This is a genomic window from Bacteroides sp. 224, from assembly GCF_010500995.1.
Lineage (GTDB): Bacteria > Bacteroidota > Bacteroidia > Bacteroidales > Bacteroidaceae > Bacteroides.
Genome location: NZ_QVMK01000032.1, coordinates 1 through 18,357, shown reverse-complemented (window position 1 = coordinate 18,357; position 18,357 = coordinate 1). Strand labels below are relative to the sequence as shown.

13 protein-coding genes are annotated in these 18,357 nt (G+C 39.5%); 4 read left to right on the top strand and 9 right to left on the bottom strand.

What is annotated here, in order from left to right; genetic code table 11:
- The first annotated feature begins 184 nt into the window (after positions 1-184).
- Positions 185-1,426: a peptidase T gene (gene pepT / locus D0T60_RS13655; RefSeq protein ID WP_163218664.1), complete on the top strand. Its 1,242-nt coding sequence runs from the start codon at positions 185-187 to the stop codon at positions 1,424-1,426.
- A 21-nt stretch (positions 1,427-1,447) separates the two neighbouring features.
- On the top strand, positions 1,448-2,536 hold the full coding sequence (gene gcvT / locus D0T60_RS13650; protein WP_163218663.1) for a glycine cleavage system aminomethyltransferase GcvT: 1,089 nt from the start codon (positions 1,448-1,450) through the stop codon (positions 2,534-2,536).
- A gap of 163 nt (positions 2,537-2,699) precedes the next feature.
- Here the strand turns inward: gcvT and D0T60_RS13645 are convergent, their stop codons facing one another.
- From D0T60_RS13645 to D0T60_RS13625, 5 genes are read right to left on the bottom strand one after another with little or no spacing between them, the layout of a single operon-like run.
- Positions 2,700-3,425 (bottom strand): LytTR family DNA-binding domain-containing protein, encoded by a 726-nt coding sequence (locus tag D0T60_RS13645; protein ID WP_163218662.1) that lies wholly within the window; start codon positions 3,423-3,425, stop codon positions 2,700-2,702.
- Complete coding sequence (locus D0T60_RS13640; RefSeq protein WP_163218661.1) at positions 3,422-4,483, bottom strand: sensor histidine kinase; 1,062 nt, start codon at positions 4,481-4,483, stop codon at positions 3,422-3,424. Before D0T60_RS13640 ends, D0T60_RS13645 begins: the two co-directional genes overlap by 4 nt.
- A gap of 2 nt (positions 4,484-4,485) precedes the next feature.
- Positions 4,486-5,520, bottom strand: coding sequence for a sensor histidine kinase (locus D0T60_RS13635; RefSeq protein WP_163218660.1), 1,035 nt, complete (start codon positions 5,518-5,520; stop codon positions 4,486-4,488).
- A 31-nt stretch (positions 5,521-5,551) separates the two neighbouring features.
- Positions 5,552-7,906: a carboxypeptidase-like regulatory domain-containing protein gene (locus D0T60_RS13630; RefSeq protein ID WP_163218659.1), complete on the bottom strand. Its 2,355-nt coding sequence runs from the start codon at positions 7,904-7,906 to the stop codon at positions 5,552-5,554.
- A gap of 19 nt (positions 7,907-7,925) precedes the next feature.
- Positions 7,926-8,105, bottom strand: a complete 180-nt coding sequence (locus D0T60_RS13625) for an HU family DNA-binding protein (RefSeq protein ID WP_163218658.1) — start codon at positions 8,103-8,105, stop codon at positions 7,926-7,928.
- A 582-nt stretch (positions 8,106-8,687) separates the two neighbouring features.
- Here D0T60_RS13625 and D0T60_RS13620 point away from each other — a divergent pair.
- Positions 8,688-10,496 carry a glycoside hydrolase family 2 protein gene (locus D0T60_RS13620; protein ID WP_163218657.1) on the top strand — a complete coding sequence of 603 codons (1,809 nt, stop codon included), beginning with the start codon at positions 8,688-8,690 and terminating at the stop codon, positions 10,494-10,496.
- A gap of 60 nt (positions 10,497-10,556) precedes the next feature.
- On the opposite strand, the gene D0T60_RS13615 is transcribed toward D0T60_RS13620, so the two are convergent.
- The 4 genes from D0T60_RS13615 to D0T60_RS13600 form a co-directional block, all read right to left on the bottom strand.
- Positions 10,557-12,605 carry a beta-L-arabinofuranosidase domain-containing protein gene (locus D0T60_RS13615; protein ID WP_163218656.1) on the bottom strand — a complete coding sequence of 683 codons (2,049 nt, stop codon included), beginning with the start codon at positions 12,603-12,605 and terminating at the stop codon, positions 10,557-10,559.
- Between the two features lie 30 nt (positions 12,606-12,635).
- The gene (locus D0T60_RS13610; protein ID WP_239059570.1) at positions 12,636-13,592 is read right to left on the bottom strand and encodes a glycoside hydrolase family 43 protein; all 957 of its coding nucleotides are present in this window, start codon (positions 13,590-13,592) and stop codon (positions 12,636-12,638) included.
- Positions 13,593-13,783: 191 nt separating this feature from the next.
- Positions 13,784-15,256: a glycoside hydrolase family 125 protein gene (locus D0T60_RS13605; RefSeq protein ID WP_163218654.1), complete on the bottom strand. Its 1,473-nt coding sequence runs from the start codon at positions 15,254-15,256 to the stop codon at positions 13,784-13,786.
- 119 nt (positions 15,257-15,375) lie between these two features.
- A complete protein-coding gene (locus tag D0T60_RS13600; protein WP_163218653.1) occupies positions 15,376-16,578 on the bottom strand; it encodes a glycoside hydrolase family 76 protein in 1,203 nt (400 codons plus the stop codon).
- 350 nt (positions 16,579-16,928) lie between these two features.
- Here D0T60_RS13600 and D0T60_RS13595 point away from each other — a divergent pair, with 350 nt between their 5' ends.
- A complete protein-coding gene (locus D0T60_RS13595; RefSeq protein WP_163218716.1) occupies positions 16,929-18,242 on the top strand; it encodes a glycosyl hydrolase family 28 protein in 1,314 nt (437 codons plus the stop codon).
- Positions 18,243-18,357 lie beyond the last annotated feature (115 nt).

The following is an 18,357-nucleotide window of genomic DNA, read 5'->3' as shown; positions in this document are numbered from 1 at the left end:
TGTTCCCTAAGGAATTTGTTTAATATCTAAGCTGATGCGTAGGGAACACAATTTGCATTGTACGCTTCAAACAAAAACATTCTGTATTTTAATGGTTTGTTTGTGCAAAGATATAAAAATAGTTGGTGACTCTTGTTTCTTCTCCCCTCTTTTTCTACCTTTACCCTTATTTTTAAGATTTTAAATGCAAAAAGATAGGAAAATGAATGTAGCCGACCGTTTTTTGAGGTATGTAAAGATCAATACTGAATCAAATGAGGATAGTAAACTTACACCAAGTACGCCCGGGCAGATGGACTTTGCCCGAAATCTAAAGTTGGAATTGGAGTCTTTGGGTCTGGAAGATATTAGTTTAGATGAAAATGGATACTTATTTGCTACATTACCTTCCAATATAGATAGAGAAGTTCCAACAATTGGGTTTATTGCCCACCTGGATACAAGCCCTGATATGAGTGGGCAGAATGTGAATCCTCGTATTGTGGAAAACTATGATGGAAAAGATATTATTCTTTCGGCCGAAGAAGGCTATACTTTATCACCCGATCAATTTCCGGAATTGTTAGCCCATTTAGGTGAAGACTTAATTGTTACAGACGGAAAAACTTTGTTGGGTGCAGACGATAAAGCAGGTGTTGCAGAAATCATTACTGCTGTTGCTTATCTGAAAGAGCATCCGGAGATTAAACATGGGAAAATACGTATCGGATTTACACCTGATGAAGAAATTGGTCGTGGTGCCGACAAATTCGATGTGGCCAAATTCGGCTGTGAGTGGGCCTATACAATGGACGGAAGTGAGGTAGGAGAGTTGGAATATGAAAACTTCAATGCTGCCTCTGCCAAAATAACCTTTAAAGGTAGAAACGTACATCCGGGGTATGCCAAGCATAAGATGATTAATTCTATGCGCATTGCCAATCAGTTTATTTCCATGTTGCCCCGTCACGAAACTCCGGAACATGCAGAAGGCTATGAGGGCTTTTATCATCTGATAGGTATGCAGGGCGAAGTAGAGCAAACTACTTTATCTTATATCATTCGCGATCATAACCGTGGAAAGTTTGAAAGCCGTAAAGAAGAAATGCAACACTTGGTGAATAAAATCAATGCGGAGTTTGGCGAAGGAACAGCTGTTATCGAACTGCGTGATCAGTATTACAACATGCGAGAAAAAGTAGCACCTGTGATGCATATCATTGATATTGCCTTTGCAGCTATGGAGGCTGTGGAGGTTGTTCCCAATATAAAACCCATTCGCGGGGGAACAGATGGTGCCCGACTTTCTTTTATGGGACTTCCATGCCCTAATATCTTTGCAGGTGGCGTTAACTTTCATGGTAGATATGAATTTGTTCCTATACAAAGTATGGAAAAGGCAGTTCGGGTGATTGTTAAGATTGCGGAGCTGGTGGCAAAAAGATAAAATAACGTTGAACTAAAAATTATGAAGAACACCCCATTTACAGAAAAGCATATTGCTCTGGGAGCTAAGATGCACGAGTTTGCCGGCTATAATATGCCGATAGAATACGCTGGTATTATTGACGAACATCTCACTGTATGTAATGCAGTAGGAGTTTTTGATGTATCTCACATGGGTGAGTTTTGGGTGAAGGGACCCAATGCTTTGCCTTTTCTTCAAAAGATAACATCTAATAATGTGGCAGCTCTTACCCCGGGTAAGATCCAGTATTCCTGTTTCCCAAACAAAGAGGGAGGGATTGTGGATGATTTCCTGGTTTATCAATACGACCCGGAGAAATATCTGTTGGTGGTGAATGCCTCTAATATTCAAAAAGACTGGGATTGGTGTGTAGCCAACAATACAGAGGGTGCGATTTTGGAGAACTCTTCCGATCATATTGCTCAATTAGCAGTGCAGGGTCCTAAAGCTATTGAGGTATTGCAAAAGCTTACAGCTATCAACTTATCTGATATTCCTTATTATACATTTAAGGTAGGCGAGTTTGCCGGCGAAAAGGAAGTGATAATCTCAAATACCGGATATACAGGTGCCGGAGGATTCGAACTTTATTTCTATCCGGAAGCAGCGGAAAAGATATGGAACGCTATTTTTGAAGTGGGAGCCGATTATGGAATAAAGCCAATAGGATTGGGAGCCCGTGATACACTACGTCTTGAAATGGGCTTTTGCTTGTATGGCAACGACCTGAATGATACAACATCACCAATTGAAGCGGGGCTGGGATGGATCACTAAATTTGTTGATGGAAAAGATTTTATCAACCGCCCGGCTTTAGAGAAACAAAAGAACGAAGGTGTTGCCCGTCGTTTGATTGGTTTTGAAATGCTGGATCGTGGTATTCCTCGTCAGGGATATGATTTGGTGAATGCAGAAGGAGAGAAGATTGGAACGGTTACTTCCGGTACAATGTCGCCTACTCGCAAGATTGGAATTGGTATGGGGTATGTGAAGCCTGAATATACTAAAATAGGTGCGGAATTGTTGATAGATATGAGAGGACGTAAGTTAAAGGTTGTGGTAGTAAAACCGCCGTTTAGACATTCATAAATAAAAACCATCCTGATTGCTTTAGCAAGATTTTGTCACGGCCGTAACAAGATTTAGCCACGGCCGTAGCAGGATTTTGCCGCGGCCGCAACAAGAATTTGCCACGGCCGTGACAAAACTTTGCTGCGGCCGCAGCAAAATCTGACATAAGAAGCATCATTTATTAAGTCCCTTTAACCCCTCCTGATTTCTTCATAAACTCCTCAAAGAAAGCATCCCGATAGAAATTTCCGATACCTATCTCATGCGTTTTAATAAACACATCATTATTATCGAATGAATCGATGTGATTTTTATTCACAATATAAGATCGGTTAATTCTGAGGAATATACTTGGAGGAAGTGATTCATGTATTGACTTTAAGTTCATCCGGGTGATAAGGCGTTGGTTTTCCAACTGAATGATAACATAATCTTTTAATCCTTCAATAAAAAGAATATCCTTAAGATTCACCTTGAAAAAGCGTCTGTCTGATTTAACGAAAATATAATCATCTTCAAAGGTTTCCACGCTTTTCTTTTCCTCATCCATTAATAAAGAGTGGTAAGTAATGGCTTTATCGACTGCTTTTCTGAATTTAACCGGGTCAATAGGCTTGACAAGGTAATCAATTGCATCTACTTCATAACTGTCTAAAGCGTACTCTGAATAGGCTGTTGTGAAGATTATTAATGTGTGTCTAGGAATGCTACGGGCAAATTCAATGCCATTGATACCCGGCATCTGAATATCTAAAAAGACAAGATCCACAGTTGTTGTACTCATAAATGCCGAAGCTGTTTCTGCATTGTTGAAACTGTCAAGTAGTTCTAACTGTGAGATTTGATCTACCAGCTTTTTGATTCCTTTGCGAGCGATAGGCTCATCATCTACTATAATACATTTCATATATACAATTGTAATTTGACGGTATATTGGGTATCCGTTTTTATTTGTTCTAAAGTATATTTATTATCGAAGAGTAAATCCAACCTTCGTTTGATATTGGCTAATCCCAATCCTCCATCTTTCTTTTTTACGATATGGGTAGGAATTGAATTCTCACAAGTGAAGATAAGTGTGTCTGCCTGGCTTTCAAACGATATATATATATATGATTTTTGCAGATTATCCGAATTATGTTTGACAGCGTTTTCAACAAAAGGAATGAATAACAGGGGAGCTACCTCGACATTTCTTATATCTCCGCAAACATTTATTTTGTACTCAAACTGATCTCTTCTGGTTTTTTCCAGTTCCAGAAAATTAGTCAGGAAATTGATGTCGGCTTCCAGATAGACTTTGTCTTTTGTACTTCCATCCAGTTGGTAACGGAGTAAATCATCCAGTTTAACTAATATAGATGAAGCCATTTCTGGATCTTCATCCACCAATATATTGGCGTTGTTAATCATGTTAAACAAGAAATGAGGATTTATTTGACTCTTCAAAAAGTTGAGTTCCGATTGTGAAGTGGCCAATCGAAGATTATTCATGCGATAGTTACTCGTCATCCAACGTTTGAATAACAGGAATGCCGATACTCCCCCCAGAAAAAGAAATATGGATAACATGGAAGAGGTTATGCTTAAAAAAATGGCCATGACTGATGGCTCTTCTTGATGAGTAACACCTATATCATAAAAAAGATCTTGTAATATCATCATAAAGAAAAGAGAAAAAAGGGTGAATGCTATGACTGACAGAATATACAAAGCTATTTTGTTTTTTGCCAGAAAGCGTGGAAACAAGACATAAACATTGAAATAAACAAGCATATTCATAAATAGATAATAACTTATCCAACCATAAAAGCGATTGATTGTAAGATTTAGCTTGTCGGGTGCATCAAAGAATATACTAAGTGTAATGAGCAAGATTACAGCTTGTAACGCAAGGTGTCTGTATAAGCTATATTTATCATCGAATAAGAATGAAGGTATATGATAGGGTGTTGCTTTATTCATTGTTATTCTATTATGTTAAGTTGAAGTTGTACAGATTGAGCCTTTACAGACAAATGATTTTTAGTTGGGTACAAAAGGTCTAATCTCTTTTTTATCAGGCCTAAATCATTCTCTGTCCAATTAATATCGTTGTTTGATTGACTTTCAAAACAAAGCAGTTCATCATTATAATGAAAGCTTACATCTAATGTATTACTTCCGTTAACCATATACTGGATAATAGATATGAACAGTAAAGGGGATATAAGAATGTTACCTTTTAAATCTTTCGTTTGGATATTGTATGTAAACGCTTCGTTATTCAGTTGCTCCAAATGAAGAAAATTCTCGAGGAAGTTTATTTCAGACTTTAATAATACTTTGTCTCTGTTACAGTCATACAATTGATATCTCAATAACTGTCCTAATTGCATCAGCATTTCAGAAGATTTATCAGGATTTTCCTTGGCTAATGAAGAGGCATTCAGCAAAGTTTTAGATAGAAAATCCGGAGTAATCTGTCCTTTCAACTTGTTAACCTCTGATTTAAGGTGCTCATATTCCATTTCATTGATTCGCTTGGTTCTGTTAGCCCATTCTCTGAATAAAACCACGGCTGATACCGCCAGGAAACAGATGACGGTTATCATGAACGCAGCCAAACTATCTATCAATATAAGCGGATTGGTATAGGATGAAATCCGATGCGGAAGCTCCAACAGCGTACGCACCCAATATTCTTGTACGATAGCGCTTATAGGTAGCAGTAAAACAATGATAGATAGTGTGACTGAGTAAACCGCATATTTTCCTGTCAGAAGATATTTAGGTATCAGGAACCAATAATTGAAATAAATAGCAATCAGGTAGAGTAAGAAAGAGGAAAAACAAATCCAGTAAATGCGATTTCCTAATAAGCCGGCACAATCTTGGTAAGCAATAAATGTCTGATTGAATGTGATGATGGCTCCTGCCAGGATAAAGAGTAGATGTCTCCAAATCCTATAGGCAGGGTTGACTAAAAAGTCAGATAAGATGTTGTTTCCTTTACGATTCATTTTTCCTTTCTATGGGTGAAACAAAGATACATTAAAAATCAAGTCTGTATACAACGTTGAAGATAGAATTTTTGATTCTTTTAGGCTCAATAGAACCGGTTTGAAAGTTGTGTTCATGTCCGAAATATTCTTTGTATCCGGTAGCATTCATTCCTTTGACTGCAAATTCGTGCGAAACTTTTTTCCGGTTCATTCTGTAACTGACGGTATAGTTTGCCAGAAACATAGGAGACATTTGTTGCGAATAAGCACGGGTTTCATCGTATTGTGTTTCCTTGTCGGGATGCGCCATAGAGGCAGCTACATCAACCAGAGAGTATCTCTCGCCACCTTGTAGGGTAAGTTTGAGGTTTACACTTAATACGTTTTGTTTGTTGCGCCCCATCATCCACTCTTTTCCTACCAATCCGTTTATAATATAGTTACGATTGAACTTTGTATTGTGCCATACGCCGTCTCCGCCACAATATTCAGAATTAAATAAAGAAGCTGTGAGCATATAATACATTCCTTTGGTCATATATTTTTCGAGCGTAACATCTACACCGTAATTTCGTCCTTTACCTTTATTGACTAACTCGTTTTCCACATAAAACAGATTGCGATTAAGTATAGAATAAGAGCTGTCGGCCATTACCGGTACGTCGTATAGGTATTGAAGATAAGTTTCTACTTTTAGATTCATGTTATCAGACAACTTGTAATTATAGGATAAAGAAAGGTGATGAGTTTTGGTAAAGTCAAGGTCTTTATTGACTAACTTATCTCCTGATTCTTTGGTCTTCACAAAGTACACATCCATTTTCTCCATTCTGCTATGCAATCCATAAGCAAGGCCGAAAGAACTTCTGGAAGAGGCTTGCCATTTGATGGCGGCACGCGGTTCTACTGTCCAACGATTGTTTAAAGTAAGAATCTGTCCGTTTACTCCTATGGTAGCTGATAACTGATCGTTGAAATTAAACAAAGAACTTGTATATGCTGAGATCAGATTGGTGTTACCTTTTCCTTCTGAAACGGTTTCCAATGGTTTAGTCTCGAATGGAGCCAGTTTAAGATGAGTATCGTATCTCATATTAGTAACTGTAAATCCGGTTTTGTTGGTGTGTTTATTACTGTACTTTTTATTTAGGTGAGATGTTAACACTAAATTTGTATACTTGCTGTTGAAGTCGAGCCAGGGAGTTGAAATCATCTCTTGATTATAAATCTTCTCCCATGCTTTAGCTTCGGAGTAAGTGGTGGCAACTGTTGTTTTTAAAGAGGTATTTTCATTGAAGAAATAGCGATGACTAAGTCCTGCTGCCGCCGAGGTTTGATTCATTCGAGAGTCTTTGGCATCATCTTTAAATTCCCATTCCTCGGGCGATTCTATTTCGGGTTTGATTTTATCTTTCAAAGCTGTTCCCCATACCGAGAATACGCCTGCTTTCCGGGTAGGAAAATTAAGTTTGAAGTTCAGGTCCTGATAGTCCATTACTTGTTCCAGATCTCCTGCCGGACTTACTTTGTTCATAAGTCCTGTGGTTGAATATCTGTAATTAAAGATGTAAGAGGAATTATGTTTTTTGCTTATAGGACCTTCAGAAGCAATATCTAATCCGAGTATTCCGGCCTGAAGTGTATGTTGAAACTTTTGGCTGTTTCCATTTCTTAAGCGCATATCAAATACACCTGAAACAGCATTATTGTACTCAGCAGGAAAAGCGCTGGTGAAGAAATCTGAATTACCCAATACATTGCTGCTTAATGAAGATAATATTCCTCCACCCAGCGTGGCAACATCTGCAAAATGGTTGGGATTAGGTATTTCCACATCTTCCAATCTCCATTGAAGTAAACTGGGCGCATTGCCATGAACTGAAATTCCGTTATTACCTACCCCCGGCGATACGCCGGCGAAGGAACTTACCAATCTGGCCGGATCGTCCATACCTCCTGCAAAACGGCTTGCTTCTTCTACACTTAACATACGTGCTCCCGAAAGTGCCATATTGTTTAAGGGTTGATCTTTGTTGGTTCTAACAGTAACGGTTACTTCTTCAAGTTGTTGTGTACTTTCTTTGAGGCGTATCTCCAGGTTTACTTCTTTGGCAGAGGTTACCATTATTTCGCGAAACATGCTTGTTTCATAGCCGATAGCACCTGCTCTCAAATCGTGGCGACCCACAGGGACATTGGATAAAACAAATTTTCCGTCGTTATCTGTCGAAGCGCCAATTTCCGGCAAATCGGTAAGTATAACATGGATGTAGGGGAGGGGAGTTCCGGATGAATGATCGACTACTGTGCCCCGTATGGTCTGTGTCGGGCGATTTTGTGCCTGTATAGCTGAGGCGAACAATAGAACTGTTACTAAAATGCTGAATAATTTAAACTGTTTCATGACTATCGGGTGTATTAGATTAATTGTTTTTAAATATGCTCATTAGTTTATAGATTTTTCCAAATGCATTCTTTATTCCTTTGGAAGATTCTAACTCTCTGTTTAGTACTTGTTCCAGTGCATTTATAACTTTATCACAATCTTGGGGAGTTACTCCGGATAGTTGTGAGATTTCTGTGATGACTTCTGTTCTGTTCATAATCGTTGTTTTTTGTTTGATTCTGAGACGAAGGTAAAGGCTATTTCAATGCTCTTTTTATTTATGAGATAGAACGGATTGTTTTGTAGACGGAATGTGTTTTTGGGTATACAGAAGATATAAATGGAGACTATCTGCTTAAATGAACAATAAGTGACATTTTTTGGCTAATAAATGATATAGGTGAATATATGAGTTTGCTTATTTTTGTGACTGTAACCTTTACTGGTTTGGTAGTAAAGTTAAGGGGAGGTGTCAAAAGTCCAATTGCTCTTTGAATAGATTATAAATTATAGGCAATTACCCCGATAGGGGTAAAATGTGCATAACCCCGGGTGAGCGTAGCGTAACCCGGGGGTGGCAAGGTACCACAGTCAAACTGAACCCCGAAGTGGGTTCAACCCCTTTGGGGTTGGGGTGAGAGGGGGGTGATATCTACCCCGAGCTGCGCTTCGCTTGCACGGGGTTATGCACATCTCACCCCATTCGGGGTGATTGCTTACAGATCATAATCCAATTGAAAAATGCCATGATTATTAGATTAAATACATTTATTATATTATTTACCAATAACAAATATCAATGAGAACAAAATTGTTAGTTGCAGCACTGGCGCTATCTTGCACCAGTGTTTTTGCACAATGGGAGCCTAAGGGTGACAAGTTAAAAACGAAGTGGGCAGAGACTCTTGACCCAACGAATGTTTTGCCGGAATATCCACGGCCTATTATGGAACGCCCTGATTGGCAAAACCTGAATGGATTGTGGGAATATGCCATATTACCTGTGGGCAAGCAGGAACCTACTAAATATGATGGTCAGATTTTAGTACCGTTTGCCGTTGAATCAAGTTTATCCGGCGTTCAAAAGGAGTTGGGTAAAGATAATGAACTGTGGTATAAGCGTACATTTACCATTCCTTCCGGATGGAGAAGCAAAAACGTGTTATTGCATTTTGGAGCTGTTGATTGGAAAACAGAAGTATATTTGAATGATATCAAAATTGGTAGCCATACCGGAGGCTATGCTCCTTTCTCTTTTGATATTACTCCTTATCTGAAGTCGGGTGCACAAAAACTAATTGTTAAAGTATGGGACCCAACCACAGAAGGTTTTCAACCTGTAGGTAAACAACATAATCGTCCTCATGGAATCTGGTACACGCCCGTGTCCGGTATCTGGCAGACTGTATGGTTGGAACCCGTAAATCAGAAGCATATCACATCTATTACTCCAACTGCCAATATTGACGGAGGAAGTCTGAAAGTAAAAGTCAACACTCAAAACACACAATCATCTGATCTTATACAAGTTACATTGAAAGATGGTAATAAAGTGGTAGCTGTTGGCAAAAGCGTACCGGGGCAGACGGTAGATTTGTATGTTCCCGATATGAAACTTTGGTGGCCCGAATCACCTTTCCTTTATGATATGGAAGTGGCTATATTAGATAAAGGTAAAGCGGTAGATAAAGTAAATAGCTATGCAGCTATGCGCAAGATTTCCAGAAAGAAGGATAAAGACGGAATTGTACGTATGCAGTTGAATAATAAGGATTGTTTCCATTTTGGTCCACTCGATCAAGGCTGGTGGCCCGATGGCTTATATACCGCTCCTACGGATGAAGCGCTTGTTTATGACATCCAGAAAACCAAAGACTTCGGATATAATATGATCCGTAAGCATGTGAAGGTTGAACCCGCCCGTTGGTACACACATTGTGATCGTTTAGGTATTCTTGTGTGGCAGGATATGCCGAATGGTGACAAGACTCCGCAATGGCAAATGTATCAGTACTTTGATGGGAAAGAGATGACTCATTCCATAGAATCTGAAGATAACTTCCGTAAAGAATGGAAAGAGATTATGGATTACTTGATGCCTTATCCGTCTATAGCCGTATGGGTGCCATTCAACGAGGCATGGGGACAATTCAAGACTGTTGAAATAGCTGAGTGGACTAAATATTATGATCCTTCTCGTTTGGTTAACCCGGCCAGTGGAGGTAATCATTATAAAGTAGGAGATATACTTGATTACCATAAATATCCGGGACCTGAGTTTATGATGTACGATCCTGAAAGGGTAACTGTGGTAGGAGAGTATGGCGGCATTGGCTTCCCAATGAAAGACCACCTCTGGCAAACGGATAAAAACTGGGGATATGTTCAGTTTAAAAGTGCCAAAGAGGTAACAGATGAGTATATTAAATATGGAGAGGAACTTCTTAAACTTGTAAATAGAGGTATATCCGGAGCTGTTTATACACAAACTACCGACGTGGAAGTGGAAGTAAACGGACTAATTACCTATGATCGTAAGGTGATTAAACTTGAAGAGGATAGACTAAGGGAAATGAATCGTAGAATCTGTAATAGCTTGTCGGAATAGACATTTTAGCCTCCTTCAACCGCATTAATATGGTTGAAGGAAGGCTTAATGTTGTTTATTTTATTCCCACGAAGCCGGGAAAGAAGTTATACGCAATCTTGCTGTTCCCATAGGAACTAATGTAATATCTTCCACTTGTTCAGCTTTCGGACATTCTTCTGCCGGAAGTACTCCACAAAGTTTGTATTGATCTATCTTCCATGAAGGAACCTGGCGACCTTTAGCTTTGAATAATAGTGGCGATGAATCTTGGGTAAATGGATAATTATCTTTTGGCCATGCTCTTTTTTCTACGCTAAATCCGGAAAGCGGGTTGTTGTTATTCAATACCAATGCATAATTCCAAGGTGTTTTCGGGTAAATTTCGTAAGTCGGCCATTTGCTTGGATCGGCGGTTTCCTGCCATTTTGAATCCCAGATAGCACTTTCTTTACTGTCTACCTTTTTATACTCTTCATCAATATTAAGAGAAAGAGTTAGAGGACCGTAGTTTACGCTTACACTGTTTTGGTTAACCTGCCATGTTTTCATTGAGAAATCCATGGGGAAAGTGAGGGTAATAACATCCCCATCTTTCCATTCCCGACTGATACACAGGTATTTTCCGGGTGTCATGGCAGAGGGATAATCTTTACCGTTTATAAGTAGTTTGGCATTCTTAGTCCATGAAGGAATTCGGAAATAGAATGGGAAAACAACCTCATTTGGGGTACTTATGCGGAATTTGATGGTTCCATCGAAAGGATAATGTGTGTCTTCTTCTACCTTGATTTCCGTTCCGTCTCCTACCTTGATGCGCGCCTCGCAAGCACTGTAAATGCTGGCAGCTGCTCCATTATCGGCGGTAGCTAATATCAGGTTCTCCACAAAATAGGGCCAACCTTGTGCATGATTATGCTGGCAACAACGACTACTGAAAGGATTCATAGATAGGAAGGGACCTCCATTATCTATACCGGGCTTGTGATTTTCGGAATCACTCATTACATGATTAGGGCAGGTTATATAACGCAGTGCTTTAAAGTCGGGCATAACAGCTGCCGGATAGGAGTTGAATGCGATATCTTCGCAATGTTCTGCCCAGAAAGGATCACCGGTGTAACGGTACATGATTTCATCCGAGGCCATTTGCTCTACAAATCCACAGGTTTCTGTTCCTTGCCGGGGGTCTATATAGCCCATACGTGCGTTCTCATCGGCTCCGAACATACCTCCCGATACCTGTCCGAAAGTACGGCGAATTAAATGATGTACATTGTAGGCAGCATGCAGGTGTGCGGAGTCTTTAGTCAACATATAATAGGTGGCAGGCTCTCTGAATCCTTGCGCGATATTTACATTGTGCCAGTTAGGTAAGTTGGTATCTTGCATCCAGTTGGCAGTGTTTCGGTGTAGCTTGTGCACTAAATCCAATAGGAATTCATCTCCTGTGATGTTGTATAGCCAATAAACACTATACATATTGTCGCCTCCGCGTGAGTTTTCCCAGTAATCTTTCAGGAAGTTTTCATCGGGAACGGTTAATTGCCATTTAAAATAATTGGTCATTAACTCAATCACCCGTTGATCATTTGAATATTCATAATAAGATTGAAGGCACCACAGCATAATCATGTTGGCCCATAGTTCTCGTTTCCCACTTCGTTCGTTGATGGGACCGAAATAACCATCAGGCTGAACACTGGCGAAGGCAGCTTCAATCCATGTTTTGGCTTCTTCAATCATTTTGGTATCTTCCAGAATATAACCGATATTGGCATATCCTTTCAGCCAGTAGGGAACTTCTTCCCATCCGTATTCTCCTCCGGCATTCAGCCAGGCATTGTTCTTTTTGTTAAGCCATGCGCTGATTTCTCCCAATTGTCCGGTTAATCCGTCACGTTGAAGCTCCAGATATCTTTTAGTCCATCCCTGAGGTTTTACATGACCCACAGGAAGTTTAATGAAGTGCTCGGGGAGCAATGGGCGACGATTACTTGTATAGTAACTGTTGGTAGTTTCCACTGATGGGCGATCGACTATGGAAACTTCTTTTTCTTTGGACACGTTGTTCCCGCATCCTGCTATGACGAAGCAGGATGCAAGAAGAAATAATTTGTTTTTGTTCATGGTATTTGTAAAATGGTATACGTTGTGTGTCTATTTAATAGTTCGCTGAGGAACCCCTTCGAATGTTATTTTAACCGGATTGATAAGCCCATTTTCATCAAATGTCATTTTATCAATACAGGTGACGCGGTGGTCACGTCCATTGTCTCCCAAAGGACGACGGTGATATACTATATAATAATCTTCCGATCCCGGTACATGCATGATGGAGTGATGACCGGCACTTGTTGCTACCGTATCGTCTTGTTGCAAAATTTTAGCTATACGTTTAAAAGGACCGAAAGGAGAATTGGCAATGGCATAAGCAACGGAATAATCCGGGCCTCCCCAGCCGCCTTCGCTCCACATAAAGTAATATTTGCCATTCTTTTTGAACATAAAAGGGCCTTCAGTATATCCCTCAGGGGTTACTTCTTTGAATAGTTCGCCATCTTCGAAAGGCACAAGCGCTGTAAAATCATTATTCAATTTGGTAATGTTACAGTGCCCCCAGCCTCCATAATACATATAGTGAGTACCGTCATCATCGCGGAAAACAAACTGGTCGATAGGTTGTGCTCCATTCACATTTTCATTGATGAGCGGTTTACCTAACAAATCTTTGTATGGACCTTCCGGACGATCGCTTACAGCCACACCAATACCTCCGATCTCTCCTGGATGAACATCGTTGGCTCCGAAGAAGAGATAGTATTTATTGTTGTTTCTAATAACCGATGGTGCCCACATGGCTATTTTAGCCCATTTCACAGCCGTCGTATCCAAGATATGACTGTGTTTGGTCCAGTTCACAAGATCTTTAGAAGAGAAACAATCAAAGAATACCTGGTTTTCATATTTATCGCTCCAGGTAGGGTAAATCCAATAAGTATCATTATAAATAATACCTTCCGGATCAGCGTACCATCCTTCGAATATGGGATTTCCGCTGTAAACTATCTGTTTCTTTTCGCAAGAGGCAAAGAATAAACAGGCAGATAATATCATTAATAATAAGGGCTTGTTCATAAATTAGATGTTATTGTATAAGTATATGGCAATTGGGTTATATTATTTTGAACCACAGATTAACGCAGATTAACGCAGAGTTTAAAAGTTACGATGCCGCAGGAAAATTAAAAAAATCTGCGTTAATCCGCGTTAATCTGCGGTTTAAAAAACTATATCGTTTAAATAAATTATTGAATACTGTTTAGTAAATCTACTTTTCCTTCGTTTACTAATTTGAGTATCAACTCCCCAAAGAGTGTATTTTGCCAAGCAAACCAAGCTCTGGTGAAGTTCTTAGGATCATCTTTGTGGAATGATTCGTGCATGAATCCTGTATCGGCATCTGTATCCATCAGCATTTTTACGCAAGCTTTGATCTCATCATCGCATTGGCTGGTGAAAGCCTTCATCATGATACTCATAGGCCAAACCATGTTGTAACCGATATGAGGACCTCCGATACCTTCTCCGGCTTTTCCCTTAAAGAAGTAAGGATTATCTTCACTCCATACATATTTGCGGGTATTTTGGTAAATCGGATCATTCACATCCATATCTCCCAGGTAAGGCATAGCTAAAAGGCTGGGTACATTGGCATCATCCATTAAGAAGTGGTTGCCGAAACCATCTACTTCGAAAGTATAGATAGTACCATGCTTAGGATGGTTATAGGTTGCATACTTTTTCAAGGCTGTTTCAACTTCCTGTGCCAGATTTGTACATTCTTGTGCCAGATTCGCTTTCTTATTTACAGCAGTCAATATTTCGGCTGCTTTTCTTAAAGAAGTAACTGCAAAGAAATTAGATGGCACTAAGAATTGAAGTGTAGTTGCATCATCCGAAGGACGGAAACAGGAAACGATCAATCCTACAGGCTTTACAGGGGCTCCTAAACCGTCATTATTTAATGTATCAAGTGCACGCTCTGTTTTGCGTTGGAACTTATACGGTCCTACTCCTTCTTTACGTTGTTGTTCTTTGAATGTTTGGAGTACGAGTTCAATGGCTTTCAACCACTCTTCGCCGAATATACTGGTGTCTCCGGTGGTTTTCCAGTAATGATAAGCCAGACGGATAGGGTAGCACAGAGAATCAATTTCCCATTTGCGCTCGTGCAATTCGGGTATCATCTTTGTCATGTCGCTCATCCAATGTCCATCTTTTACCGGGCCATCATTAAATGCATTTGCATAAGGATCTATAATGATACATTTAAACTGGCGATTGATTACTCCTGCCAACATTTTCTTCAATTCAGGATCTCTGTTCGCTAATTGTACATAAGGCCATACCTGTGCACCGGAATCGCGCAACCACATGGCATGGATATCTCCTGTATATACAAATGTATCGGGTTTACCATCTATAGTACGATAATGAACGGTTGTTTCCAGTGTATTAGGGAAACAGTTTTCGAACATCCATCCGAGTTTCTGATTAGTTAAGAGTTTCTTTACTCTTACAATCTCTTCTTCTACGGCTTTAGAGGTAAAAAGTCGATCCTTTTTTAGAGGGCGATTGCTTTTGTAAGCTGCCTTTTCGGCAGCATGGTTTACTACAGTTGTATTGTCTTTAGGTAGTGTGAATATGGAAGCACTTACTTGTCCTCCAATCAATAGCATGGCTGCTACAGTACATAATCTAAGGCTCTTCTTGTTCATAATATCTTTATAGTTGTTGAAAAACGTGTTTGTAAATCTAATTATTAATAGATTAAAAACAGGGTTATTTGACGGTTAAAACGGGATTATTTCACTTACTTATTTTATTAACCACGTTTTCAGTCCTTGCTTTGGGTGATAGTTGCCAGCCGGGCATACATTTCTATCATAGCCGCTTGAGTGAGTAACCATTTCTTTTTATCCTTTTTCTCTCCGCTGAAGTTGGCATTAAAAAGACCTGTATCCTCGCGTGCATGATCCCATGCGTAAGCTAAGTTCTGTTGGAAGGTATTTATATAGAGCCTATTATTGTCTAAGTGATAAAGTTCGATAAAGCCTCTCAACATAACTGCTGTAAACCATACATCTCTTCGGTTGAGTAGTTTAAATGCTTCTCCATTTTTGCCCGAAAAGTCGGAAAAGAAATAATTATGGCATGATTGGGCGATGTGCTGCGCTTCGGTAAGATACTCTTGCTCTCCGGTGAATTTAAATAGGAGAGCGGCTGCTTGTAGCATCTGCCCGCTGTTATATGCAAATTTGGCTTTATCTACATGTCCGTTCAGGTTTATGTTGTCGAAATAAAGACAGTCGTTGGGATCTTGCAAGTTTTGTTTAGTCCATTCATAGAGCGCTTTTCCCTGGTGAAAGTAGAGGCTGTCTTTAGTTGCTTCGAAAAGCTTGAAGGCATATACGGAACCCGGTGCGTTGGAACAGGTGTTCTTTGATCCTTTCTTTTGTTCGCACCAATAGATACCTCCTCCTAATTTGTCGTCTGTTCCGCTAAGGATGAACTTCCAGATAAGGAGCGCTTTATCTAAGTAGCGAACATCTTTAGTGAGCATATAAGTATCGGTGAAGTCGATACCTATCCATACATTGTCATCATAAAAACGATCGGAAAGAGGAGCAGATCGGATGTAAGAGGCGTATGCGTGTGGTTCCCTGCGGGTATCAAAGTACTCTTCAAGACCGGGCAACACCTTTGAATCGAGTATTTTACGATACTTGGAATCATTAGTCGCTTCAAATAGCGCATTAACTGCTGAGAAAGTGCCAGAATACGGCCAAAGATAGGCATAAGGGTTTGGCGCGTCTGATTGTTCTTCCGTCGCTAAATAAGTAGCCCGGTAGCTGTCGTCGAACGGATGGTTTTCTCTCAATAAATTTGTTTCCGGAATGGAGTAATGTGCATAAAGAGAGTCTAATGTAAGCTCGGCTCTTGACAGGTTTTCACTCTTTTCTTTGTTCATGGAATTTGTACAACCGGCAAATGCAAACAGACAGATGCAAGCCGTTGTGAAAAAATAGCTTTGTTTCATTATGGTATTTATATAAGTTATATACTACAAAAATATGGAATTTTGTTCACCCGACTGTAATATTGTCCATAAGAATTAAGATCAGGCAACAAAAGACTGTAATATCTGACTTTAGTTGTGAACGATCGTCCGTTTCGTTTTGTGGAGAAAAACAAAATTCACAATTTTGTATTGAAGGGGTGGTTTAAAAGGGTTCGGAAAGGAAGACTTTTCACCACAGAGTACGCAGAGGACACAGAGGTTTTAATTTCCCTGCGGCATCGTAATTTAATACTCTGTGTCCTCTGCGTACTCTGTGGTGAATTAACCCAAAACGATATAAATAACATAAAACAATAAATATGAAAACCGTGAAGCTTATTGCATTATTATTCTGTGCTTCTTTTAGTTTGCAATCCTTTGCCAAGGATGTATTTCCTGATGGTACACCTGTACCGGATTGGTTCCGTCAGAATGAAGAGGTAAATATGAAATCGCTGGGTAAAGCATTTAATATCACAGATTTTGGTGTTGTGAATGATAGTACTGTTCTTCAGACCCAAGCTATACAGACTGTCATTGACAAGGCACACAGCGAAGGAGGCGGAGTGATTGTTATTCCTAAGGGGACTTTTTTATGTAGTTCTCTTTTCTTTAAGCCGGGTACTCATTTGCATCTGGAACAAGGTGCCGTATTGAAAGGAAGTGATGATATTAGTGACTTTCCCATTGTAAAAACACGTGTAGAGGGGCAGACTTTGAATTATTTCGCAGCCTTAATTAATGCCGATCAGGTAGATGGCTTTACTATTTCCGGTAAAGGAACCATTAATGGAAACGGTTTGCGTTATTGGAAGTCTTTTTGGTTGCGTAGAAAAGTAAACCCCGATTGTACCAATATGGATGAGCTTCGTCCACGATTGGTATATATATCAAATTGTAAAGATGTACAATTATCCGGTGTCAGACTGATAAACTCTCCATTTTGGACTACTCATATTTATAAATGCGAGAACGTGAAGATGTTGAATGTGTATATCTATTCACCCGAGAAACCCGTGAAAGCACCCAGTACAGATGCAGTTGATATTGATGCTTGTACAAATGTACATATCAAAGGTTGTTATATGTCGGTGAATGATGATGCCGTGGCGTTAAAAGGGGGAAAGGGACCGTTGGCAAATAAAGATGAAAATAATGGTGCTAATAAGAATATTATTATTGAAGACTGTACTTATGGTTTTTGCCATAGTGCGTTGACGTTTGGGAGCGAATCTATCCATTGTCGGAATATTGTATTACGTCGTTGTCAGATTAATAATGCTAAACGCCTTTTGTGGTTAAAAATGCGTCCGGACACTCCTCAAAACTATGAATATGTATTGGTGGAAGATATAAAAGGAGATGCCTCCAGCTTTTTATATATTAAACCGTGGACACAGTTTTTTGATTTGAAGGGACAAAAAGAAATGCCGATCTCTTACTCTTCTCATGTAACCATGAGAAATATTAAGTTAGATTGTGATGTGTTATTTGATGTTCGTAACTCTGATCAGTATGAAATGACTGACTTTACGCTTGAAAATTTAGATATCCAGGCGAAGAAGAACGGTAAAATTCATACCGATTATATATCAAATTTTACTTTGAAGAATGTAAAGGTGAATGGGGAGAAGGAGTATTAAACTCCTTTTCTGTTTTTTTCGGGAGCGTAAATTAAACTGTGTCAGCTTTTCGCTTTCACTTTAAGGTTTCAGGTTTTTCATTCCCCTGTCTCATTCAATGGGTAATGAGGAACCT

Excerpts from the sequence above, each read along its gene's own strand:
- pepT (WP_163218664.1), top strand. The coding sequence starts at position 185 with ATGCAAAAAGATAGGAAAATGAATGTAGCCGACCGTTTTTTGAGGTAT.
- gcvT (WP_163218663.1), top strand. The coding sequence starts at position 1,448 with ATGAAGAACACCCCATTTACAGAAAAGCATATTGCTCTGGGAGCTAAG.
- D0T60_RS13645 (WP_163218662.1), bottom strand. The coding sequence starts at position 3,425 with ATGAAATGTATTATAGTAGATGATGAGCCTATCGCTCGCAAAGGAATC.
- D0T60_RS13640 (WP_163218661.1), bottom strand. The coding sequence starts at position 4,483 with ATGAATAAAGCAACACCCTATCATATACCTTCATTCTTATTCGATGAT.
- D0T60_RS13635 (WP_163218660.1), bottom strand. The coding sequence starts at position 5,520 with ATGAATCGTAAAGGAAACAACATCTTATCTGACTTTTTAGTCAACCCT.
- D0T60_RS13630 (WP_163218659.1), bottom strand. The coding sequence starts at position 7,906 with ATGAAACAGTTTAAATTATTCAGCATTTTAGTAACAGTTCTATTGTTC.
- D0T60_RS13625 (WP_163218658.1), bottom strand. The coding sequence starts at position 8,105 with ATGAACAGAACAGAAGTCATCACAGAAATCTCACAACTATCCGGAGTA.
- D0T60_RS13620 (WP_163218657.1), top strand. The coding sequence starts at position 8,688 with ATGAGAACAAAATTGTTAGTTGCAGCACTGGCGCTATCTTGCACCAGT.
- D0T60_RS13615 (WP_163218656.1), bottom strand. The coding sequence starts at position 12,605 with ATGAACAAAAACAAATTATTTCTTCTTGCATCCTGCTTCGTCATAGCA.
- D0T60_RS13610 (WP_239059570.1), bottom strand. The coding sequence starts at position 13,592 with ATGATATTATCTGCCTGTTTATTCTTTGCCTCTTGCGAAAAGAAACAG.
- D0T60_RS13605 (WP_163218654.1), bottom strand. The coding sequence starts at position 15,256 with ATGAACAAGAAGAGCCTTAGATTATGTACTGTAGCAGCCATGCTATTG.
- D0T60_RS13600 (WP_163218653.1), bottom strand. The coding sequence starts at position 16,578 with ATGAAACAAAGCTATTTTTTCACAACGGCTTGCATCTGTCTGTTTGCA.